This is a genomic window from Acinetobacter sp. CIP 101966 (genome assembly GCF_000369725.1).
GTDB classification, from domain to species: domain Bacteria; phylum Pseudomonadota; class Gammaproteobacteria; order Pseudomonadales; family Moraxellaceae; genus Acinetobacter; species Acinetobacter lwoffii_Q.
In genome coordinates, this window is the sequence record NZ_KB850160.1 from 891,458 (window position 1) to 912,988 (window position 21,531).

The following is a 21,531-nucleotide window of genomic DNA, read 5'->3' on the forward strand; positions in this document are numbered from 1 at the left end:
ATTTTCCTGATTGAAACAATTAATCGATTGTTCCGTTTCGACCAAACGATGGCAATTTAAAGCCAGGTTCTTTATGCATCCAGATATAGAAGGCACGACCTGTTAAGTTTTCTTCCGGAACAAGCCCCCAAAAACGACTGTCAGCACTCTGATCGCGATTATCCCCCATCGCAAAGTAATGACCTTCTGGCACTTTCACTTCCCAATATAAACCATTTTCACCTGAATATTTACCATTTTCCAGATAGTTAATAAAAGGTGCCTGACGAGCGACATTCACACCTTCCAGCTCACGCATGGTAAAGGTATGCTCACCCAAGGTTTCTTTATGATAAATGGCATTTGGAGTATCTAAACGGTCTTTTTCGCGGCTAAATTCTACTGGAACTTTCGCCACTTTTTCACCATTAATGCTCAACTGGCCATGATCATAAACAATATGATCGCCTGGCAAGCCGACAATACGCTTGATATAACTGATGGTCGGTTGCGGTGGATAACGGAATACCGCTACATCACCACGTTCCGGGCTGCCGGTATCAATAATTTTGGTATTGACCATAGGCAGTTTGATGCCATAGTCAAATTTATTCACCAGAATAAAATCGCCGGTTTCCAGCGTCGGCACCATCGAATCGGATGGAATATTAAAAGGTTCATATAAAAACGAACGCAATACCAGCACGATGGCCAGTACCGGCCAAAAGTCATAAGCCCAGGTGATAATGAAATTCTCATGGCCTTTGCCTCGGGTTTGTCTTTGCTTCAAAACAAACTTGTCTAGCAACCACACTGCGACAAAAAACAGGGTCGCAGGAACAAGAATCAAATTAAAATCAAAATCCATGGGCTTATATCCTTATTATTTTAGCGTTCGACTTTTAATACAGCTAAGAACGCTTCTTGCGGGATTTCTACGCTACCCACCTGTTTCATGCGTTTCTTACCTTCTTTCTGTTTAGACAGAAGTTTTTTCTTACGTGACACGTCACCACCATAACACTTCGCCAATACGTTTTTACGCATCGCTTTTACAGTCGAACGTGCAATGATTTGCGCACCAATTGCCGCCTGAATCGCGACATCAAACATTTGACGTGGAATCAGGTCTTTCATTTTTTCAACCAGTGCAATACCACGATGACGTGCATCATTACGGTGACAGATCATCGCCAAGGCATCGACTTTTTCCCCATTGATCAAGACATCTACTTTGACTAAAGATGAGCTTTCAAAACGGACAAAGTTATAGTCCAGTGATGCAAAACCACGTGAACAAGACTTCAATTTATCAAAGAAGTCCATGACCACTTCGGCCATTGGAATTTCGAAAGTAATGGAAACCTGATTCGCCATAAACTTCATGTCTTTTTGCACACCACGGCGCTCAACACATAACGTCATGACGTTACCCAAGTATTCTTGCGGTACCAGAATATGACACTCAGCAATCGGTTCACGTAAATCTTCAACCGTTGAACCATCCGGCATTTTGGATGGACTGTCGATATAAATCGTCTGACCATTCTTCATCACCGCTTCATAAATTACGGTTGGCGCAGAAGAAATCAGGTCAAGATCATACTCGCGTTCCAGACGCTCCTGTACGATTTCCATGTGCAGCATGCCCAAGAAACCACAGCGGAAACCAAAACCGAGCGCATCTGAACTTTCAGGTTCAAAGAACAAAGCCGAGTCATTGATTTGCAGCTTGTGCAATGCTTCACGGAAAGGTTCAAAATCGCTGGCATCAATCGGGAATAGACCAGCATAAACCTGTGGTTTCACCTTTTTAAAGCCCGGCAATGTTGCCACTTCAGGTGTGGTTGCCAATGTAATCGTATCACCGACTGGCGCACCGAAAATATCTTTGATACCGGCAATGACAAAACCAACTTCACCCGCTTCCAGCATACCGGTTTCAGTATGTTTCGGGTTAAAGATACCTACAGAAGTAATAATATGCGTTTGACCAGTTGATTTGATCAACATCTTGTCGCCTTTACGCACTCGACCCTGCTTGACCCGAACCAGAGAAACTACACCAAGGTAGTTGTCAAACCATGAATCCACAATCAGCGCTTGTAATGGCGCTTCGCGATCACCCTCAGGTGCAGGAATTACATTGACCAGTGTTTCAAGCACACCTTCAATACCTAAACCTGTTTTTGCAGAACAGGTCGGCGCTTCTGTGGCTTCAATCCCGATAATGTCTTCAATTTCCTGAATGACACGTTCAGGTTCAGCTTGCGGCAAGTCGATCTTGTTCAGTACCGGAAGTACTTCCAGACCTTGTTCAATTGCGGTATAGCAGTTAGCAACAGACTGTGCTTCTACGCCCTGCGCAGCATCTACAACCAGCAAGGCACCTTCACAGGCAGCAAGGGAGCGTGAGACTTCATACGAGAAGTCGACGTGTCCCGGTGTATCAATAAAGTTCAACTGATACTCTTGACCGTTGGGATGCGTATAGTACAAGGTTACCGAAGTGGCTTTAATGGTAATCCCACGTTCGCGCTCAAGCTCCATTGAGTCAAGGACTTGAGCCTGCATTTCACGATCTTGCAAACCGCCACAAGTTTGAATAAAGCGATCCGCTAGGGTCGATTTACCGTGGTCAATGTGCGCAATAATCGAGAAGTTACGAATGTTTTTAATATCAACAGATTTTTTAGCTTGCGCCATGGGTTACCTTGAGAAAAAAACGCGCTATGTAATTTAAAAATATTACATAACAAAAGCCGAATAGAAATTGCGAAGGATTATAGCAGAATGGTGATCTAGAAAAAGAATTATATTTTTTCCTTTATTCCCTATGTCGTGTACACATCGGTCAGATGAAGTCTGGATCACCATGATTAGAAAATAGCTCCCCAACTCCACTTCTTCATCAATATTATCAAAGTGTACTGATCAAACTGGAAAATGTTGCCTCATTAATCCAGATGTAAAGTTGAAAAATCAAAAGGATTTACATGTTCTGAAAGTGGCTGATAAGCCTGGGTAAAAGTTGGTGACATGCGTTTTGGGCGCCCTGTGGCCATTTCAATACAGGCCCATTGCGTACTTCCGGTAAATAACAGGGTTTGATCCTGTGGCCGATAGAATGCATATTGTCGAAATGAATACAGCGCGTTGATATCGTTGAGCCAGGTTCGCAAAATAATTTCATCGCCTTCGAAAGCGGCCTTGCGATATTGCACCTGATGTTCAACCGCCACCATGGCATGTTTCAGTGCCACATATTCCTTCAATCCCAATCCCAGCTTTTCAATATGGGCTGTGGCGACATCCTGCATCCATTGCACATAGACCACATTATTCACATGGCCCAATCCATCAATATGTTTGGCTTTTACCGTTAATGCAAGATCAAAAATACCGCTCACTGTGCTGTTATCCTTTCCATGATTTTAAGGCTATAGAGTCTACCGAATTTATCGCCCGGATAAATTGCAAAAAATAAAAAACCGCTTCTACAAGCGGTTTTTCAAGAAAATCTAGCAATCTTATGAGATACGCATTCCGACCACAGCAAGCTGCCCCTGACGAATCAAGGTGACACGCGCGATGCTACCCTTTTTCAGTTCAGACACCTCTTGCACAAACTGATTTGAATTCAGTACTGTCTGGTTATTAATTTGCGTGATCACATCATTCGGCATGATTCGTGCCTGTGCTGCAATACCACCCGGACGTACATCCTGAATCACCACACCACCTTTGATTTCCAGACTCGCTAACTCTGCTGGACTGAGGTCACGAATTGAAACCCCGATCACTGGCCCTTTGCTGGGTTGAGCCTGTGTGCTTGCTTTTGCTGGGGTATCATCTGGTGCCGCACTTAAAGTCGCTGCAATACTACGACGTTTATCATCACGCAAGATTTCAAGTTGTACCTGCTGCTGAGGTGCAGTACGGTTCAAATAGTTCAACAACTCGCTGGTACGTGAGATTGGGGTACCATTGTATTTTAAGATCACATCACTGGCACGCAGACCCGCACGTGCAGCCGGTGAATTTGGCGCAACCTGAGTCACCAAGGAACCTTCAGGCTTAGGCAGGTTATAGGATTCAGCAAGATTACGGTCGATATCCTGCAAACTCACGCCCAGATAAGAGCGGGTCACTTTACCATTCTTTTTCAGCTGATCTGCAACTTCCATTGCCACATCAATCGGAATCGAAAAGGACAAGCCCATATACCCACCGGTTCCACTAAAGATCCGTGAGTTGACACCGACCACTTCACCACGCTGGTTAAATAGAGGACCCCCTGAATTACCCGGGTTCAATGCTACATCTGTCTGGATGAAAGGTACTGCAGTTTCACCCATCATATTACGCATTTTGGCACTAACGATTCCGGCAGAAGCGGAATAATCAAAACCAAATGGCGAACCAATTGCGAGTACAGGCTCACCAACACGTAAGCGTCCTACATCACCCGTCCGTAATTCTGGGAAATTCGAGCCATTAACTTTAAGCAAAGCTACGTCAGTTCGTGCATCACTCCCTACAACAGTGGCATCAATTTCACGACGGTCATTCAGGGTAATGGTGACTTTGGAAGCATCCTCAACCACATGATGATTGGTCAGCAGATAACCATCCTTGCTGATAAAGAATGCACTGCCATAGCCCGTCTTTTCCTGTGGCATACGCTGTTGCGGAATAATCACCTGATTACCAAAAAAGCGGCGCAGAATTTCCGGCACTTGTTGTTGTAAGAGCTCTTCTTCGCTCATTTTTTTAACGACATTGACACTGACCACTGCAGGACTGACCTGCTCGACCAGATTTGAAAAATCAACCGGCGTTACAGCCTGCAACTGTGCAGCACTCATGGTGAGAGTGGCTGCAAATAATCCTTTTTTTAAGTCTAGAATTTTCATATAAATTATTCACTCAAATTATTGATAAATTTATGTAAATAGGTTTTATCACAAACACTGTAAAGTTTAAGTAATAATATGTTTCAATACTTTATTCTGGGCAATATCTCATTATTAAAGCATTAAGTTAAGGCTTTGATTAATTTTTTTCATCAATAAATGAGCACTTCAACGCTTGCCTTTTGTATAAAAAAGCGCTGTTATTACCAAACTTTTTTAAAATTAGCTGATGGACATGTCTAATTTATCCCTTACCCATCAATTTGACGTCATTATTGTGGGCAGTGGCGGTGCCGGTTTAAGTTTAGCCTTATCGCTCCCAGATCATTTTAATATTGCAGTGTTGGCGAAATCTACCCTGACAGATGCCAGCACTTTTTATGCTCAAGGTGGCGTGGCCGCAGTACTGGATGAAATGGATTCGATTGAACAACATATTGATGACACTATGATTGCAGGTGCGCAACTGTGTGAAATGGATGCGGTTAAACAGACGGTAGAAGGTGGCAAACCCTCGGTTGATTTCCTGCTGAAACATGGCGTTCAATTTACCCTCGATGAACAGGAACAATTACATCTCACCCGTGAAGGTGGTCATTCACAGCGCCGAATTATTCATGCGGCCGATGCCACGGGTCGTGCCATTTCCACTACTCTGGTACAACGCGCTCAAGAAAAAAAGAATATTAAAATTTTTGAAAATTATATTGCGATTGACCTGATCTGTTCACAAAAGCTGGGGTTAGACGGCGATAATCGCGCGCTGGGTTTATATGTACTGGATGAAAAAACTGAAAAAGTGCATACCTTCTTGGCACCATTTACCGCGCTAGCCTGTGGCGGTGCCATGAAAGCCTATCTTTACACCTCAAATCCAGATATTGCTACGGGTGATGGTATTGCCATGGCTTATCGTGCCGGCTGCCGGGTCGCAAATATGGAATTTAACCAGTTCCATCCGACCTGCCTGTATCATCCACAAGCACGTTCTTTCCTGATTACTGAAGCAATGCGTGGTGAAGGCGCTTATCTGCGTCTGCCTGATGGTGAACGCTTTATGCTGCGTTTTGATGAACGTGCCGAACTCGCACCGCGTGATATCGTGGCACGTGCCATCGACTATGAAATCAAGCGTCTCGGTATACGTCATGTCTGGCTGGACATTACCCATAAAGATGAAAGCTTTGTCAAAGAGCATTTCCCTACCCTGTATGCCCGTTTACTTGAACTAGGGATCGATATTACCAAGGACATGATTCCAGTGGTTCCGGCAGCCCATTACACCTGCGGTGGCGTCGTGGTCGATGAAAACAGTCAGACGGATATTGCCGGACTCTATGCGATTGGGGAAACCTCTTATACTGGTCTGCATGGTGCTAACCGAATGGCAAGTAACTCACTTTTAGAATGTTTTGTCTATGGTATGAGTGCGGCCAAGCACATTCAGAAAAATTTCAAGACCGATCAGCCAGCTCCTACAGTCCCATCTTGGGATGATTCTCAGGTGACCAACCCGGATGAAGATGTGGTGATTCTGCAAAACTGGGATGAGCTACGTCAGACCATGTGGAACTATGTGGGCATTGTCCGCACCACCAAACGCTTGGAACGTGCACTACATCGCATTGAAATGCTGAAAAAAGAAATTACCGAGTATTATCAGGATTACCAGGTCAGCAAAAATCTGATCGAGCTGCGTAATCTGGTGTTGGTGTCCGAGATGATCGTGCGCTGCGCCATGCACCGCAAAGAATCTCGCGGTCTGCATTTCACCTTGGATTATCCCGAGCTGCTACCAGAACTACGCAAAACAGTCCTCGTCCCACCAAATTTTGAAGTGGAAACACCTTTGGTGAATTGTTAAAAGTGGATGGAGATAACATCTTTGGGTGATATCTCCTTTTCTTTTTAGATTTTTATCTGCTTAAATTTAACTTAGGCTATTTACAGCCAGTCTTCTATCTTTCAGGTAATTAACGTTGTGGTGGAATTGAATATGTTCCTGTCACATGCGCCACAGGTTCTTCATTATCTATCGAATAAATCCAGACCTCTCCCACGATCAGTGCCTTGCCGACCTTGATCAGCTTACATTCTCCCCGTATATCGGTTCCACCTGAAGGTTTACGTAAAAAATTGATATTCAAGTTAGTGGTCACGGCCAAACCGACCAATCCAATTTCACCCAGAATGGCAACATAAAGAGCAAAATCCGCCAAGGTCATCATGGTTGGGCCAGAAACCGTGCCGCCTGGACGCAATTCCTCTGATCTCACCTGATAAAGCAAAGTGGCTCCACGCGGAGAAACGGCTTCAATCCGGCACTTCTCCAGGCTTTGTGGAAATTCTTGTTGTAAAAATTGTTCTATCTCAGTTTTGGTCGTTTTCATATGATTAAAAAATCTTCTATATCAGCCTTAATATAGAAGATTCTTCACAGATAAACCTAGAGAAAAATTAAATAAAAAGTATTTTAATAATCGGCTTATTTTAAATAACTTAAGGCCTGCTCAAATACCTGCTCAGGCGTTTGAGTTGCATCCAGACGTTTGATCCGTTCAGGATGACGTTGCCATAAAGTTTCATATCCCGCTCTCACTTTCTCAAAGAAAGTGACTTTTTCCTGTTCAAAGCGATCCAGCGCACCACGTTCACGTGCTCGGTTCATCCCCAGTTCAATAGGTGCTTCTAACCAGAACGTGATGTCCGGCATGCGTGCGACAAAGTGGTCATTCAGTAACTGCAACTTGGTTTCGCTCAGACCCCGACCTGCACATTGATAGGCAAAGCTGGCATCGCTAAAACGGTCACATAAGACAATTTTCCCAGCTTCTAATGCGGGCAGAATCACTTGTGCCAGATGCTGGGCACGCGCCGCATACATCAATAACAGCTCGGTATCATGCGCCATGGCTTCTTCATGGTTCACAGCCAGCAACAGCGAGCGAATCTGCTCAGCCATCGGGGTTCCACCGGGTTCACGAGTCAAAATAACATCTTTGCCCTGTGCGATAAAATCTTCATAGATCGAACGAATGAGCGTGGTTTTACCTACACCTTCTGTGCCTTCAAAGCTAATAAACATACTCATTCCTTATTTTTCGAGCGTAAAATCGTCAGATATTCCTGTACGGCTTTATTGTGGTCATTCAGATTGCTCGTGAATTTATGCCCACCATTACCGGTAGCGACAAAATACAGGTTGTCAGAATTATCCGGATGCATGGCTGCTTCAATGGCTTTCTTGCTTGGCAAGGCAATCGGTGTTGGCGGCAAACCTGAAATGGTATAGGTGTTATACGGCGTCGGTGTGCGTAAATCCTTGCGAGTAATATTGCCGTTATAGCTGTCACCCATGCCATAAATCACTGTTGGATCGGTCTGTAAACGCATGCCAATTTTTAAACGGCGTACAAATACCCCAGAAACCTGTTCCAATTCACGATCCACACTGGTCTCTTTTTCAATGATTGAGGCCATGATCAGCGCGTCATATTTATTCTGATACGGCAGATCAGTTGCACGCTTCGCCCACGCCTCATCCAGTGCTTTCATCTGGCGCTGATACAGATTGGTCAGAATTTTACGGTCAGTTTCACCTTTGGCAAAGAAATAAGTATCCGGTGCAAACAGCCCTTCAGGATGTGAAAACGGAATATTCAATTCTTTGAGTAATTGCTCAGTAGGCAGATGCAGTACTTCTTTGGTGACTAAATCATTTTTCTTCAGGGCATCAATCAGTTGCTTAAAGGTCGTGCCTTCAATTACCAGAATCCGGCTCATCTGGGCATTGTCTGCATCGGAAATCATCTCCAAGACCTGACGGATGCTCATGCCTTGGCGTACTTCATACACGCCCGCTTTCATGGTGTCATGAATCATGATGCGCTGATACAGCTTGAGAATGATCGGGAAACTCACCTGATCTTCTGTGGCCAGACGATCAATAAAACCGGAATAGGTTTGACCAGATTCGATCGCGAGCAGCTGTTTTTTTCCTTCTACAGGATAATCCTTCCACAAACTGCTTTTCAGGATCAACGCCAAGATCAAAACAATCCCCATCAGGACCAAGGCAATTCCTTTGAAAGATGAGGAGAATCTCGCTTTATTTTTCTTTTTGGCTTTAGGTTTGGAAGCTGACATATTAAGACATCTGGTTTAATCGAAGACGGTTAAAAAGTTCAATACAAGCATTGCCATCCAAGGCGCGCTGCTCAAATTGTGTGACAATTTTCATCGGGCTGAGTGCATTGCAGAAAAACAGACTCCGAATATGGGAAATTTCATCCATACCGATATATCGTTGCTCATAGACAATACCCTGATCTTGCATACGTTGTAGAATTTCTGCACGCATGACACCGAAGACGCCATTATAACGGAGTTCTGGCGTAATCCATGTATTCTTTATAAGAATGAAACAATTACTGCTCACCCCTTCGACAATGCCACCTTGTACATCTGTCACTATTGCCTCAGGCCAGCCGCGTTGATCTGCTTCCTGTTTCAGTAAAACCTGCTCCAGGCGGTTCAGGGTTTTCAGTCCAACCAGACTGGGCATAGTCAATCCCACTGCCTGCTGCAATACGCCACTTTGAATCTGTTCAAACTTAAAATCCTGTACGGTTTGAGGATAATAAAATAGCCAGAGATCTGCAGGATGATCCGGCAAGCTATAACCGCGCTGACCAATTCCACGACTCAGCACGATTTTCAATGTGCCATTCAGTTCATGTTCTGATGCACGTAAAATCTGTAAGCTTTCTGCAATCAGATCAAGATTGGCATTCAGGCTTAATTTCTGATTGCTAATGTGCAAACGTGCCAGATGACGATCATATAATTCAATCCGGTTATGCCGAATCCGGGCCGTGGTAAAACAGCCATCACCATAATGAAAGCCACGATCCAGCACATCTATCTGGCTGACCTGTTGGGCATTTTTTAAATACAGCATATTTTGCAGCCTCTAAAATGAAAAATTGAGCAGTCAGATTCAGGCTTCACCTATATATCTTTTTTACTCACATCCAATTCTTTTTTAATTATTTTTTATGCAAAAAAACTCAAGCTATTCTTGCCTCATCTAACAAAAGCTAAAAAACTTGAGGAAAAAATGAGCATTCGTAAATTAAAAATTGGGGTATTGGCAGCACTGGTATCAGCAAGCGCTTTTAGTGTCTCTGCAAAAGATTTCCTAAACGTTTCATATGACCCGACTCGTGAATTATATGACAATTTCAATAAGGAATTCAGCGCATACTGGAAAAAAACCACCGGTCAGGATATTAACTATAAACAGTCACATGGCGGTTCAGGCAAACAGGCACGTGCCGTGATTGACGGACTGGGTGCCGATGTTGTAACACTGGCACTGGCAGCAGATATTGATGAAATTGCAGAACGTGGTTTGCTGCCTAAAGACTGGCAAAAGAAATTCCCGCAGAATTCGACACCCTATACTTCAACCATCGTTTTTCTTGTACGTAAAGGCAATCCAAAAGGAATCAAAGACTGGGGAGACCTGGTTAAACCAGGCGTAGACATTATTACCCCGAACCCAAAAACTTCAGGTGGTGCACGCTGGAATTATCTGGCTGCCTGGGCGTGGGCCAAACACCAGAAAGGTGGCAATGATGCCAAAGCACAAGACTTTGTCCGTCAAATCTACAAACAAACCAAAGTACTGGATTCGGGTGCACGTGGTGCTACCACGACTTTCGCTGAACGCGGGATTGGGGATGTATTACTGGCTTGGGAAAATGAAGCACATTTGGCCGTCCGCGAACAGCCGGGAAAATTTGAAATCATTACTCCTTCTCTGTCTATTCTGGCTGAACCACCCGTGGCAATCGTAGAAAAAAATGCCAAGAAAGATGGTAATGAACATCTGGCCAAAGCCTATTTAAATTACCTCTATTCACCTGCTGGACAGACTGTGGCGGCGAAAAACTTTTACCGTCCACGTAATGCGAATGTATTAAAGCAATACAGTACCGTATTCAAGTCCTTAAAACTGGTCACCATTGATAAAGAATTTGGTGGCTGGACCAAGGTTCAGAAACAGCATTTTGACAATGGTGGTGTGTTTGATCAGATTGTCAAAACCAATCACGCAAAATAATACTTTAAATGCAGTTCATTATGGCCTTTATTCATAAGGCCATTCTTATTTCAAACACTTAAGAGCTTATTTATCTCTTTTTTTCATATAAAATTCATTTTTAATTATTTTTTATGCATAAAGAATAAGTTTATTCTGCGCTTATGTTACAGAACATATCAGAGATTCAGTCCAGATGAGCATTTCAAACACATTAAAACTTGGGGTTTTAGCAGCTGTTATCTCGGCAACCTCATTTGGTGCAGCAGCACGTGATTTTCTCAATGTATCCTATGATCCGACCCGTGAACTGTATGAAGATGTAAATAAGAATTTTGGCAAATATTGGGAAAGCCGTACCGGTCAAAAAATCAATTTCAAGCAATCGCATGGCGGTTCAGGCAAACAGGCACGTGCCGTGATTGATGGTCTGGATGCAGATATCGTAACGTTAGCATTGGCTGCCGATATTGATGTGCTGGCAGAAAAAGCTAAACTGTTACCTGCGGACTGGCAGAAGAAATTGCCGCAAAACTCGACGCCTTATACTTCAACCATCGTGTTCCTGGTGCGTAAAGGCAATCCGAAAGAGATTAAGGACTGGGGTGATCTGGTCAAACCGGGCGTAGCGATCATTACCCCAAACCCGAAAACTTCAGGCGGTGCACGCTGGAATTATCTGGCGGCTTGGGCTTGGGCCAAACATCAGGCGGGCGGCAACGATAAGACTGCGCAAGAATTTGTTCGTAAAATTTATAAAAATACCAAAGTTCTGGATTCCGGGGCACGTGGTTCAACCACGACCTTTGCTGAACGTGGCATTGGGGATGTTTTACTCGCATGGGAAAACGAAGCGCATTTAGCCCTTCGCGAACAGCCGGGCAAGTTTGAAATTATTACCCCTTCTCTGTCGATTCTGGCTGAGCCACCGGTGGCGATTGTAGAAAAAAATGCCAAGAAAAAAGGCAACCAGCACTTGGCTCAAGGTTATTTGAACTTCCTGTATTCGCCATTGGGTCAAGACCTGGCAGGTAAACATTATTATCGTCCACGTAATGCCAAAGTACTGGCCAAATACAGCCAAGTATTTAAGCCATTAAAACTGGTGACGGTTGATCAGGAATTTGGCGGCTGGAACAAAGTACAAAAGGCTCACTTTGAAAATGGTGGTGTATTTGACCAGATCGTTAAAGCCAACAGCGCGAAATAATTTTCCAAGCTGATTGATATAGGAGCATCGACATGATTCATACGCTTATCGTTCCTGGTGTAGGTGGCAGTGAATACAACCACTGGCAAACCTGCTTACAGCACCGGCTGATGCGATGCTCCCGTGTGCAGCAAAAGGACTGGAATCATCCGGTACTGGATATCTGGGTAGCAGAATTTGTCAAAACTCTGCAAGCCATTCCAGCAGAGGTTCAGATTGTCGCACACAGCTTTGGCTGTCTGACCAGTATTGCGGCCCTTGCCCGACATCCCGAACTCAATGCAAAAGTAAAAAATCTGCTATTGGTGGCACCAGCTAATCCGGCACGATTTGGGGAAAATGGTTTTTCGCGCGACAGTCAGACTGACTACAGCACCTATTTTCAACAGCTCAAGCTTCAGGTGCCCACCACGTTATTGATCAGTGAAAATGATCCCTGGTTAAGTTTTGAAGATGCCCACATACTGGCCCAAACCTGGAAAATCAAACCAATTAATCTGGGTGCAGTCGGTCATGTCAATGTCGCTTCTGGTTTTGGCCCTTTTCCTGAAATTGAACACTATTTGATTTCAGAAAACACTATGCCCCATATCAGCAAAGTTGATGAGAGCAAGTGTTATTTTAAATTTGCATTTTAGTCGCTGCAAATTATGCTTGTGCCCAAATTGTTTTTTTATTTTAGCTGATTGACTTCAATCAGCTTTCTCTCTTCTGAGGAGTAATCATGTCGCAGCGATCCCGAGTGCTGCCAGGATTTGGTCTTTCTCTAGGCTTTACCCTAGCGTATTTGTCATTAATCGTTTTGATCCCGCTGTCAGCTGTTTTTATTAAATCACTGGGCATTGGCTGGGATGGCTTATGGGAAATCCTGAGCTCTGAACGTATCTTGAAATCATTGCAGTTAAGTTTCACCGCGGCCATTGTCGCTGCACTGGTCAATGTAGTTTTTGGCCTGTTGCTGGCGTGGTGTCTGGTACGTTACAGCTTTCCGGGCAAACGCATAGTCGATGCTCTGGTAGATTTGCCATTTGCCTTGCCAACTGCAGTTGCGGGTATTGCCCTGACCTCTTTATATGCACCGACCGGCTGGATTGGTCAATATTTAGAACCAATTGGCATTCAAGTCGCTTATACCCCGATTGGTATTACATTGGCATTGATCTTTATTGGCCTGCCTTTTGTGGTGCGTACCGTCCAACCGGTACTGAGTGATCTGGAAACTGAACTGGAAGAAGCTGCATCTGCATTGGGTGCCAACCGTTTTCAGATTGTGACCAAAGTGATTTTTCCAATTCTTCTGCCTGCGCTGATCACTGGTTTTGCTTTGGCCTTTGCCCGTGGTGTCGGTGAGTATGGTTCGGTGATCTTTATTGCCGGTAACCAGCCTTTTGAAACGGAAATTGCACCGTTAATGATTATTTCTCGCCTAGAAGAATATGACTATGCCGGTGCAACCACGATTGCTGTCGTCATGCTACTGATTTCCTTCGTGATGCTATTCCTGATTAACTTATTACAGGCATGGGCTAGCCGTCGTACCGGGAGAACTGCGCGATGAGTTTAAATACCAACAGCAATGCGCTGGCTGAAAAGTTGCAATCCCGTGATGCAACCCGTGAGCCAACTTGGGTACGTTATACGCTGCTCACTATTGCCTTAATCTTCTTTTTAAGCTGCCTGATTCTGCCCTTGATTCTGGTTTTTGTTGAAGCCTTTAAACAAGGGGTTGGCGTTTATACCCAAGCGCTGGTGCATCCGGATACTCTGTCGGCAGTAAAACTTACCTTGCTGACGGCTGCAATCGCAGTACCGCTCAACGTCGTATTTGGTGTTGCGGCAGCCTGGTCTGTGGCGAAGTTTAACTTTCCAGGTAAATCATTCCTGACGACCATTATTGATCTCCCTTTCTCTGTTTCACCTGTGATTGCGGGTATGATGCTGGTACTGATTTTTGGTACCCAAGGCTGGATGGGCTCTTGGCTGATGGATCACGATATCAAGATCCTTTATGCAGTGCCTGCGATTGTCCTAGCGACTATCTTTATTACGGTACCTTTTGTTGCGCGTGAGCTAATTCCGTTAATGGAAGCACAAGGAACCGAAGAAGAAGAAGCTGCGATTGTACTCGGTGCATCTGGCTGGCAGACTTTCTGGAAAGTGACCCTGCCCAATATCAAATGGGGTCTGATCTATGGCGTGATTCTGTGTAATGCGCGGGCCATGGGTGAATTTGGTGCGGTGTCGGTGGTTTCCGGCCATATCCGTGGTGAAACCAATACCTTGCCGCTACACGTCGAAATTCTTTATAACGAATATACCTTTAGTGCTGCGTTTGCCGTGTCTTCGCTTCTGGCTCTCCTCGCAATTGTGACCCTGATTTTAAAAACATGGGTGGAACTGCGCCAGGAAAAACAAGACAAACGTAATGAAGATTCAACAGTTTCTTAAGGAATGCCCACATGAGTATTCAAGTACAAAATATTGAAAAACACTTTGGTGCATTCCATGCACTTAAAAATATCTCGCTGGATTTCCCAGATGGTCAACTGGTCGCACTTCTTGGTCCATCAGGCTGTGGTAAAACCACTTTGCTACGGATTATTGCCGGTCTGGAATCAGCAGATGGCGGTCAGGTTATTCTTGAGGGCGAAGATGCTACCAATGTGCATGTACGGGAGCGTGAAGTTGGTTTTGTATTCCAGCACTATGCCTTGTTCCGCCATATGACGGTATTTGACAATATTGCCTTTGGCCTGCGTGTGCGTCCACGTAAAACTCGTCCATCGGAAGCGGAAATTAAAAAACGTGTGACACGTTTACTCGACTTGGTTCAGCTCGGTTTCCTTGCTGACCGATATCCAGCTCAACTTTCTGGGGGTCAGCGTCAGCGTATTGCCCTTGCACGTGCTCTGGCCGTTGAACCACGTGTATTATTACTAGATGAACCTTTCGGTGCACTGGATGCCAAAGTGCGTAAGGAACTGCGTCGCTGGTTACGTACCCTGCATGACGAATTGCATATTACTTCGATCTTCGTGACTCATGATCAGGAAGAAGCACTTGAAGTTGCAGATCAGATCGTAGTAATGAACAAAGGCAATGTAGAGCAGATCGGTTCACCGCGTGAGGTCTATGAAACCCCGAAAACTCCATTTGTATTCGACTTTTTGGGTCAGGCGAACCGTTTTGAAGGTCAGAACCATGGCGGCCTCATCCAACTCGGCGAAGACCGCATTCAATTTGAGGGTGCAAAAAATGCCGCTCAAGGTGAAGTGATTTTATTCGCGCGTCCAGATGAACTACGCATTCATGCACAGCCACACGACAATGCCATTCAAGCGACTTTCATTCGTGAATTATGGATCGCGGGTAAAGTCGTTGCAGAGCTAAATGACCGTCAAGGCAATCTGATTGAAATTTTACTGACGCCTGATGAAGCGAGAGCGCACCAATTCCGCCCAAATCAAACTGTTTGGTTAAGTGCGGTGAACTTGCATTTATTTGAAAACCAGGTCGCTTAAGATCAAAAGATGGGGCTTTAAAATGCCCCATCCTCTTCTAGGGTAAGAGAATTATGAATTTCCAACAATTAAGAATTATACGAGAAACGGTTAGACAAAACTTTAATTTAACTGAAGCTTCTGCTGCGCTTTATACTTCACAGTCCGGGGTAAGTAAGCATATTAAAGATCTGGAAGATGAACTGGGGGTGCAGTTATTTATCCGTAAAGGTAAACGTCTACTGGGCTTAACCGAACCAGGTCAGGCACTTTTAGGCATTGTGGAACGCATGCTGGTCGATGCCGACAATATCAAACGTCTGGCCGATGATTTCAATAAAGTCGATGAAGGCACATTGACGATTGCCACGACGCATACCCAGGCGCGTTATGTGTTGCCACCAATTGTCAGCCAATTCAAAAAAGAATTCCCTAAAGTACATTTGATTTTGCAACAGGCCAGCCCGATGGAAATTACGGAAATGCTGCTGGAAGGCCAAGCCGATATCGGTATTGCGACTGAAGCCCTGACGACTGAAGACAATCTGGCCAGCGTGCCTTATTATAACTGGCAACACAGTATTATTACGCCGCAAAATCATCCGCTGGCGAGTAAGGAAAACATCCGGATTGAAGATCTGGCTCACTACCCGATTATTACCTATCATGGTGGTTTTACCGGTCGTTCCAAGATTGATACTGCTTTTGAAGAAGCCGGCTTTGATGTCAATATCGTGATGTCCGCACTCGATGCCGATGTGATTAAAACCTATGTCGAAATGAACATGGGCGTGGGTATCGTCAACGATGTCGCTTATAACCCTGAGCGCGATTATCGTTTAAAGCAAATTAAAACCGACATTTTTGGTGTCAATACCACCTGGATTGCGGTACGTAAAGGACATTTACTGCGTGGCTATGGCTACGAGTTTATTTCCCTATGCTCGCCAGATGCCAATATTAAAGCACTTAAAAAAGTCGCCTATCCAGACGACTGAACTAAATTCAGGCTTTAAACTCAAGAGGCTCATTGGCCTCTTTTTTATTTTTTGAGTAGATAAAGAATATAAATATCAAGCATAATCACATGCATAATAAATTGAATTATACCAAGATGATCAATAATAAATTTGCTCTTTTCTCCGTGGGCTTGTTTTTCTCCGGGTCAGGTTATGCAGCAGCGTTTGAACAATCTAACCAAAGCATCCAATCGTTTTTTGAAAAAAATCATTATGCTGAAGTTTCATTGGCCTGGGTTCGCCCTGATATCAGCGGTCAGGTACAACATACCGAAGAGCTACAACAATTAGGCATCATCGATTTTTCTACAGGAAATCTTGCCCATAGCCAATGGGTTTCCAATGCCGCATTAAAATTCCAGTTAAATCCTCAAGTGTCGTGGGGACTGATTTATGATCGGCCTTATTCTATAGATATCGCTTATCATTATGATCCTGTTTTTGCAGGTGCGGCACTTCCCATTGAGGCTGCTACCATTCAGTTTGAGAGCCATAATTTGACCTCATTAATTGGCTTTCAACCAGACGCTGACTGGAATTTTTATACAGGGCTAAGTTATCAAAGCTTAGAGGGAAATTTATATTTAGCCGGGCAGACATTTTATATATTCAATGGTTATCGAGCCACATTTGAACGAGATCCCGCTTGGGGCTGGCTTGCAGTAATCAGTTATCAGATTCCTGAATATTTTTTTAGAACCGCACTGACCTATCGTTCTGCAATTACTCATCACAATAAAACCACTGAATCAATTATTGTAGGTACAAATCCAGCACCTTATACAGAAATTCAAACTCCACAGTCTGTGAACTTGGATTTTCAGACAGCTTTAACTGATCAAAATGCGCTCTATGGCACGCTGCGTTGGTCAAACTGGCAGAATTTCGTGATCCAGCCACCTAAATTTGGCGCTGTAATTGACTATGCGGCCTTACAGTTCCCTGAAGTAAAACCTTTTAGAATGATTGATTATCGTGAGGATCAATGGTCTGGCAAAATCGGACTTGCCCATCAATGGTCATCTTTTGGCATAAATTCGATTGAACTTTTATGGGATTCTGGTACAGGAAATCCGGCTTCAACCTTGAATCCGAGTGATGGCTATTGGGGTATCGGACTAGGTCATCTTTATAAGATTCAAGAAACCTGGGATATTGCTACTGGACTATATTATTTAAAGTTTCAAAAACCTGAAATTTCCTCATCCGAACCTATGACGCCACAGATTGCAGGTTTATCTGCAGTTTCTGAAAATAGTGCTTTGATCCTAGCTTTGAAACTGGGTTATCACTTTTAAAATTGTTCTAAAAATATAAAAAAACGGGCCGAAGCCCGTTTTTTTATATTAAGTTAAATCTTAGAAGCGGAAGCTCACACCTAGTTTCGCTACTGGTAACCATTCGTATTTATTGTCGTTACGAATATCACGTTCTTCTTGAGCAAGAGCATCTTCTAAACTGTTACCTTCGCTTCCTGGGCCTACTGCTATTAAAGCTTCTGGATTAGCAGTTAAATTTGCAGTTGGATTTCCATTATAGTAGGCACCAATTTCACCAAATACTCCCCAACGATTAGTAATCGCGGGAGAAAAACCGATACCTACATAAGGAGCAATGTTGTTCTTGTAGGATAAATCACCACTAATACGAACATCGGCACCAGTTGGATTGCTAAAGCGTTCTCCACCTACTGTAAATGAAGCATTAGTACCTGGACGACGTTCTAGACCATAATCATTATCAATATAACCTACCCCAGCCGCCATATAGAACCAGTTTGCCCAAGGACGAATTTCAGCATTTAGATAAGTCAGGTTATTGTCCATATCTAGGTCATAATCAGAACCATTGATTGATAAATCATCAGACCAGGAAATATCACCGCCGTTATAACCTAAAGTGACACCTACATATGGGTTAGCACTCCAGGAAATTGCACCACCATAACCGGTAGTACCGACTTCAGCACGAACAGAAGCTGGTTTAAAGAAAGAGAATTCAGCAACGCCTTCATCTGTTACGATTGTTTCATCAGCAGCCATCGCAGAACTCGCTGCTAGAGCTAAGACTGATACTGCTAAAATGTTATGTAAAGATTTCATTATTTCTCTCCTCAAAAGAACTTATTTTGATCATTAGTTATTCGTGATAGGCTCAATATAAAGGACTTAAAAAATATTTTTTATTCGCATTTTGCTCATCTTTTGTTATTTTTTGATACAAATTAATTTTTCTTGTTCAGAACCAAGCATTTTCTAACACTTCTCCTACATTTCAACATAATGAAAAAGTATACTTATCACTTTAATAATTTCACGCTTTCTACACTTTTGGTTATTTTTCATCTATTTTTAGTGCTTTCAACTATTTTTCCTGCAATATAGTGTAAAATCTAGAAAATTTTTTTCTGGAAGGAAGATCATGTCGCAGCTTTCAACAATCATTGAACAAGCGTTTGAAGACCGTGCGAATTTTACAGCTGCAGATTGCTCTGCTGAAATCCGTCAAGCAGTTGAGGAAGTAATTGCTGGTCTAGACAATGGTACTTTACGTGTTGCTGAAAAAATCGATGGTGAATGGGTTGTTCATCAATGGATTAAAAAAGCGGTATTGTTATCATTTAAATTGAACGACAACAAACCAATGGAAGCTTGTGATCTTCGTTTCTATGACAAAGTAGAGACTAAATTCTCAGGTTGGACTGAAGAACAATTTAAGGCTGCTGGTGTACGTGTCGTACCACCTGCTGTCGCACGTAAAGGTTCTTTCCAGGCCAAAGGCGTGATCTTGATGCCTTCTTATGTCAACATCGGTGCTTATGTAGATGAAGGCACGATGGTTGATACCTGGGCAACTGTCGGTTCATGTGCGCAAATTGGTAAAAATGTTCACTTGTCAGGTGGTGTAGGGATTGGTGGTGTGCTTGAACCACTGCAAGCGAATCCAACCATTATTGAAGATAACTGCTTTATCGGTGCACGTTCTGAAATCGTTGAAGGCGTAATCGTTGAAGAAGGTTCTGTAATTTCAATGGGTGTATTCATTGGTCAATCGACCAAGATTTATGACCGTACCACTGGCGAAATCCACTACGGCCGTGTACCAGCAGGTTCAGTCGTTGTTGCTGGTAGCCTCCCTTCTAAGTGTGGCACTTACAGCCTGTATGCTGCCATCATCGTGAAAAAAGTTGATGCACAAACTCGTTCTAAAACAAGTCTGAACGATCTATTACGTGAAGACTAAGATGTCTTAACTTAGAGGACACATTTGTGTTCCTCGGAGCTTCAACTGCTCCTCGTCTCTACGATTAGTAATAATCGTAGGGATTTTTATTTTTATATCCGGTTATTTATTTCTCATTGGTTAGTTTTGTTATGAATACGCTTCGATCTTCCGCAATTCCTGTCTCTGATCCGTCTGCGGGTTTACGCATTACGGAGATTTTCTATTCATTGCAAGGTGAAGCCAATGCCGCAGGACTGCCAACGGTATTTATCCGTTTAACCGGTTGTCCATTACGTTGTAGCTATTGTGATACCACCTATTCCTTTGAAGGCGGTGAGCGTCAGTCTCTGGACGATATTATCCAGACCACGCTAGATTTTAAAACCCCTTATGTCTGTGTGACCGGTGGTGAACCACTGGCACAACCAAATGCCCTACCCCTGATGCAGCGACTTGCAGATTTAGGATGTCAGGTTTCACTTGAAACCAGTGGCGCTTTAGATGTGTCCAAAGTGGATTCACGTATTTCTAAAGTTTTAGATTTAAAAACACCAAATTCAGGTGAAGTTGCACGGAATTTGCTTGCTAATCTCGATCATTTAACTGCACATGATCAAATCAAGTTCGTAATATGCAATCGTGAAGATTATGAATGGTCAAAACAACAACTTGAACAGTACCAACTTCAAGACAAAGTGAGTACAGTTTGGTTTTCGCCTGCATTTGCGGTCGAAAAAGGTGCGGTTCGTTTACCGCCACTGGCACGTGATTTGGCTCAGTGGATTTTAGAAGACCATCTCCCTGTTCGTTTCCAGTTACAGCTGCACAAGTTGTTATGGAATGATGAAACTGGTCGTTAATTTTTTGTAAAGTATTTTTTTGGAGAATCAGCTTATGCGCCCTCGTGCCATTGTCCTGTTATCTGGCGGTTTAGACTCAACCACATGTCTGGCTTGGGCACAGGCACGCTATGAATGTATCGCACTCAGTTTTCGATATGGTCAGCGTTCAACGACCGAGCTGGATGCAGCAAAAGCTTTAACGCAACGTGCGGGTGTGGAACATCGAGTGATCAATATTGATCTGGGTAATCTGGGTGGCTCAGCCCTTACCGATCATAGTATTGAGGTACCCGACCATGAACAGGCTGGCATTCCGATTACTTACGTTCCTGCACGTAATACTATCTTCTTGTCTTACGCTCTAGCCGCGGCAGAAGTGTTCGAAGCTGAAGCGATTGTCATCGGAATTAATGCGGTTGATTACTCCGGTTATCCGGATTGCCGTCCGGAATTTATCGAGGCATTTGCCAACATGGCACGCCTTGCGACCAAGGTTGGCGTAGAGGGTCAGGCGCTCAAATTTGAAACACCTTTGTTACATTTATCCAAAGCAAATATCATTCGCTTAGGTATTGAACATGGCGTAGACTACAGTCAAACGGTGTCATGCTATCAAGCAGATGACCAAGGACGTGCCTGTGGCAAATGCGATAGTTGTCGTTTACGTAAACAGGGTTTTGCGGACGCAGGTGTTGAAGACCCGACACGTTATATACCGTAATAACAAGGTAGAG

The 21,531-nt window shown here is 43.7% G+C and carries 21 protein-coding genes; 12 read left to right on the top strand and 9 right to left on the bottom strand.

From position 1 onward, the window contains the following. Positions 1 to 19: 19 nt before the first annotated feature. The 4 genes from lepB to F891_RS10405 form a co-directional block, all read right to left on the bottom strand. A complete protein-coding gene (gene lepB, locus F891_RS10390; RefSeq protein ID WP_004279064.1) occupies positions 20 to 847 on the bottom strand; it encodes a signal peptidase I in 828 nt (275 codons plus the stop codon). 20 nt (positions 848 to 867) lie between these two features. Further along, a complete protein-coding gene (lepA, locus tag F891_RS10395; RefSeq protein WP_004279065.1) occupies positions 868 to 2,685 on the bottom strand; it encodes a translation elongation factor 4 in 1,818 nt (605 codons plus the stop codon). A 251-nt stretch (positions 2,686 to 2,936) separates the two neighbouring features. Next, positions 2,937 to 3,389, bottom strand: a complete 453-nt coding sequence (locus F891_RS10400; protein WP_004279066.1) for an acyl-CoA thioesterase — start codon at positions 3,387 to 3,389, stop codon at positions 2,937 to 2,939. A gap of 120 nt (positions 3,390 to 3,509) precedes the next feature. Beyond that, positions 3,510 to 4,895, bottom strand: coding sequence for a Do family serine endopeptidase (locus F891_RS10405; protein WP_004279067.1), 1,386 nt, complete (start codon positions 4,893 to 4,895; stop codon positions 3,510 to 3,512). Positions 4,896 to 5,124: 229 nt separating this feature from the next. On the opposite strand from F891_RS10405, the gene nadB reads away from it, so the two are divergent. Continuing rightward, positions 5,125 to 6,759, top strand: coding sequence for an L-aspartate oxidase (nadB, locus tag F891_RS10410; protein ID WP_167513710.1), 1,635 nt, complete (start codon positions 5,125 to 5,127; stop codon positions 6,757 to 6,759). 109 nt (positions 6,760 to 6,868) lie between these two features. Here the strand turns inward: nadB and F891_RS10415 are convergent, their stop codons facing one another. The 4 genes from F891_RS10415 to pabC form a co-directional block, all read right to left on the bottom strand. Then, the gene (locus F891_RS10415) at positions 6,869 to 7,285 is read right to left on the bottom strand and encodes a PaaI family thioesterase (RefSeq protein ID WP_004279069.1); all 417 of its coding nucleotides are present in this window, start codon (positions 7,283 to 7,285) and stop codon (positions 6,869 to 6,871) included. A gap of 95 nt (positions 7,286 to 7,380) precedes the next feature. Further along, a complete protein-coding gene (tmk, locus tag F891_RS10420) occupies positions 7,381 to 7,980 on the bottom strand; it encodes a dTMP kinase (RefSeq protein ID WP_004279070.1) in 600 nt (199 codons plus the stop codon). 2 nt (positions 7,981 to 7,982) lie between these two features. Further along, positions 7,983 to 9,041 carry an endolytic transglycosylase MltG gene (gene mltG, locus F891_RS10425; RefSeq protein WP_004279071.1) on the bottom strand — a complete coding sequence of 353 codons (1,059 nt, stop codon included), beginning with the start codon at positions 9,039 to 9,041 and terminating at the stop codon, positions 7,983 to 7,985. Position 9,042: 1 nt separating this feature from the next. Further along, entirely contained in the window at positions 9,043 to 9,855 is an 813-nt protein-coding gene (pabC, locus tag F891_RS10430) for an aminodeoxychorismate lyase (protein WP_004279072.1), read from the bottom strand. A gap of 159 nt (positions 9,856 to 10,014) precedes the next feature. Here pabC and F891_RS10435 point away from each other — a divergent pair, with 159 nt between their 5' ends. The 8 genes from F891_RS10435 to F891_RS10470 all read left to right on the top strand — a co-directional run bounded on the left by F891_RS10435 (position 10,015) and on the right by F891_RS10470 (position 18,028). Next, a complete protein-coding gene (locus F891_RS10435; RefSeq protein WP_004279073.1) occupies positions 10,015 to 11,022 on the top strand; it encodes a sulfate ABC transporter substrate-binding protein in 1,008 nt (335 codons plus the stop codon). Between the two features lie 175 nt (positions 11,023 to 11,197). Continuing rightward, positions 11,198 to 12,211: a sulfate ABC transporter substrate-binding protein gene (locus tag F891_RS10440; RefSeq protein ID WP_004731673.1), complete on the top strand. Its 1,014-nt coding sequence runs from the start codon at positions 11,198 to 11,200 to the stop codon at positions 12,209 to 12,211. A gap of 32 nt (positions 12,212 to 12,243) precedes the next feature. Next, on the top strand, positions 12,244 to 12,849 hold the full coding sequence (locus F891_RS10445; protein ID WP_004731675.1) for an RBBP9/YdeN family alpha/beta hydrolase: 606 nt from the start codon (positions 12,244 to 12,246) through the stop codon (positions 12,847 to 12,849). Between the two features lie 86 nt (positions 12,850 to 12,935). After that, positions 12,936 to 13,769, top strand: coding sequence for a sulfate ABC transporter permease subunit CysT (cysT, locus tag F891_RS10450; protein ID WP_004279076.1), 834 nt, complete (start codon positions 12,936 to 12,938; stop codon positions 13,767 to 13,769). Next, positions 13,766 to 14,659 (top strand): sulfate ABC transporter permease subunit CysW, encoded by an 894-nt coding sequence (gene cysW / locus F891_RS10455; protein WP_004279077.1) that lies wholly within the window; start codon positions 13,766 to 13,768, stop codon positions 14,657 to 14,659. The genes cysT and cysW overlap by 4 nt, the downstream gene beginning before the upstream one ends. An 11-nt stretch (positions 14,660 to 14,670) precedes the next feature. Then, positions 14,671 to 15,732 (top strand): sulfate/molybdate ABC transporter ATP-binding protein, encoded by a 1,062-nt coding sequence (locus tag F891_RS10460; RefSeq protein ID WP_004731677.1) that lies wholly within the window; start codon positions 14,671 to 14,673, stop codon positions 15,730 to 15,732. Between the two features lie 53 nt (positions 15,733 to 15,785). Next, a complete protein-coding gene (locus tag F891_RS10465) occupies positions 15,786 to 16,709 on the top strand; it encodes a CysB family HTH-type transcriptional regulator (protein ID WP_004731679.1) in 924 nt (307 codons plus the stop codon). Between the two features lie 89 nt (positions 16,710 to 16,798). Further along, the gene (locus tag F891_RS10470; protein ID WP_004731681.1) at positions 16,799 to 18,028 is read left to right on the top strand and encodes an outer membrane protein transport protein; all 1,230 of its coding nucleotides are present in this window, start codon (positions 16,799 to 16,801) and stop codon (positions 18,026 to 18,028) included. Positions 18,029 to 18,088: 60 nt separating this feature from the next. Here F891_RS10470 and carO read toward each other — a convergent pair whose 3' ends face one another. Next, positions 18,089 to 18,832 carry an ornithine uptake porin CarO gene (gene carO / locus F891_RS10475; RefSeq protein ID WP_004731683.1) on the bottom strand — a complete coding sequence of 248 codons (744 nt, stop codon included), beginning with the start codon at positions 18,830 to 18,832 and terminating at the stop codon, positions 18,089 to 18,091. 319 nt (positions 18,833 to 19,151) lie between these two features. Here carO and dapD point away from each other — a divergent pair, with 319 nt between their 5' ends. From dapD to queC, 3 genes are all read left to right on the top strand, one after another. After that, a complete protein-coding gene (gene dapD, locus F891_RS10480) occupies positions 19,152 to 19,973 on the top strand; it encodes a 2,3,4,5-tetrahydropyridine-2,6-dicarboxylate N-succinyltransferase (RefSeq protein WP_004731685.1) in 822 nt (273 codons plus the stop codon). 131 nt (positions 19,974 to 20,104) lie between these two features. Further along, the gene (gene queE, locus F891_RS10485; protein ID WP_004731687.1) at positions 20,105 to 20,815 is read left to right on the top strand and encodes a 7-carboxy-7-deazaguanine synthase QueE; all 711 of its coding nucleotides are present in this window, start codon (positions 20,105 to 20,107) and stop codon (positions 20,813 to 20,815) included. 34 nt (positions 20,816 to 20,849) lie between these two features. Then, entirely contained in the window at positions 20,850 to 21,518 is a 669-nt protein-coding gene (gene queC / locus F891_RS10490) for a 7-cyano-7-deazaguanine synthase QueC (protein ID WP_004731688.1), read from the top strand. The last annotated feature ends 13 nt before the right edge of the window (positions 21,519 to 21,531 follow it).

Coding starts and splice junctions, on each gene's coding strand:
- lepB (WP_004279064.1), bottom strand. CDS start 847: ATGGATTTTGATTTTAATTTGATTCTTGTTCCTGCGACCCTGTTTTTT.
- lepA (WP_004279065.1), bottom strand. CDS start 2,685: ATGGCGCAAGCTAAAAAATCTGTTGATATTAAAAACATTCGTAACTTC.
- F891_RS10405 (WP_004279067.1), bottom strand. CDS start 4,895: ATGAAAATTCTAGACTTAAAAAAAGGATTATTTGCAGCCACTCTCACC.
- nadB (WP_167513710.1), top strand. CDS start 5,125: ATGGACATGTCTAATTTATCCCTTACCCATCAATTTGACGTCATTATT.
- F891_RS10415 (WP_004279069.1), bottom strand. CDS start 7,285: ATGAAAACGACCAAAACTGAGATAGAACAATTTTTACAACAAGAATTT.
- tmk (WP_004279070.1), bottom strand. CDS start 7,980: ATGTTTATTAGCTTTGAAGGCACAGAAGGTGTAGGTAAAACCACGCTC.
- mltG (WP_004279071.1), bottom strand. CDS start 9,041: ATGTCAGCTTCCAAACCTAAAGCCAAAAAGAAAAATAAAGCGAGATTC.
- pabC (WP_004279072.1), bottom strand. CDS start 9,855: ATGCTGTATTTAAAAAATGCCCAACAGGTCAGCCAGATAGATGTGCTG.
- F891_RS10435 (WP_004279073.1), top strand. CDS start 10,015: ATGAGCATTCGTAAATTAAAAATTGGGGTATTGGCAGCACTGGTATCA.
- F891_RS10440 (WP_004731673.1), top strand. CDS start 11,198: ATGAGCATTTCAAACACATTAAAACTTGGGGTTTTAGCAGCTGTTATC.
- F891_RS10445 (WP_004731675.1), top strand. CDS start 12,244: ATGATTCATACGCTTATCGTTCCTGGTGTAGGTGGCAGTGAATACAAC.
- cysT (WP_004279076.1), top strand. CDS start 12,936: ATGTCGCAGCGATCCCGAGTGCTGCCAGGATTTGGTCTTTCTCTAGGC.
- cysW (WP_004279077.1), top strand. CDS start 13,766: ATGAGTTTAAATACCAACAGCAATGCGCTGGCTGAAAAGTTGCAATCC.
- F891_RS10460 (WP_004731677.1), top strand. CDS start 14,671: ATGAGTATTCAAGTACAAAATATTGAAAAACACTTTGGTGCATTCCAT.
- F891_RS10465 (WP_004731679.1), top strand. CDS start 15,786: ATGAATTTCCAACAATTAAGAATTATACGAGAAACGGTTAGACAAAAC.
- F891_RS10470 (WP_004731681.1), top strand. CDS start 16,799: ATGCATAATAAATTGAATTATACCAAGATGATCAATAATAAATTTGCT.
- carO (WP_004731683.1), bottom strand. CDS start 18,832: ATGAAATCTTTACATAACATTTTAGCAGTATCAGTCTTAGCTCTAGCA.
- dapD (WP_004731685.1), top strand. CDS start 19,152: ATGTCGCAGCTTTCAACAATCATTGAACAAGCGTTTGAAGACCGTGCG.
- queE (WP_004731687.1), top strand. CDS start 20,105: ATGAATACGCTTCGATCTTCCGCAATTCCTGTCTCTGATCCGTCTGCG.
- queC (WP_004731688.1), top strand. CDS start 20,850: ATGCGCCCTCGTGCCATTGTCCTGTTATCTGGCGGTTTAGACTCAACC.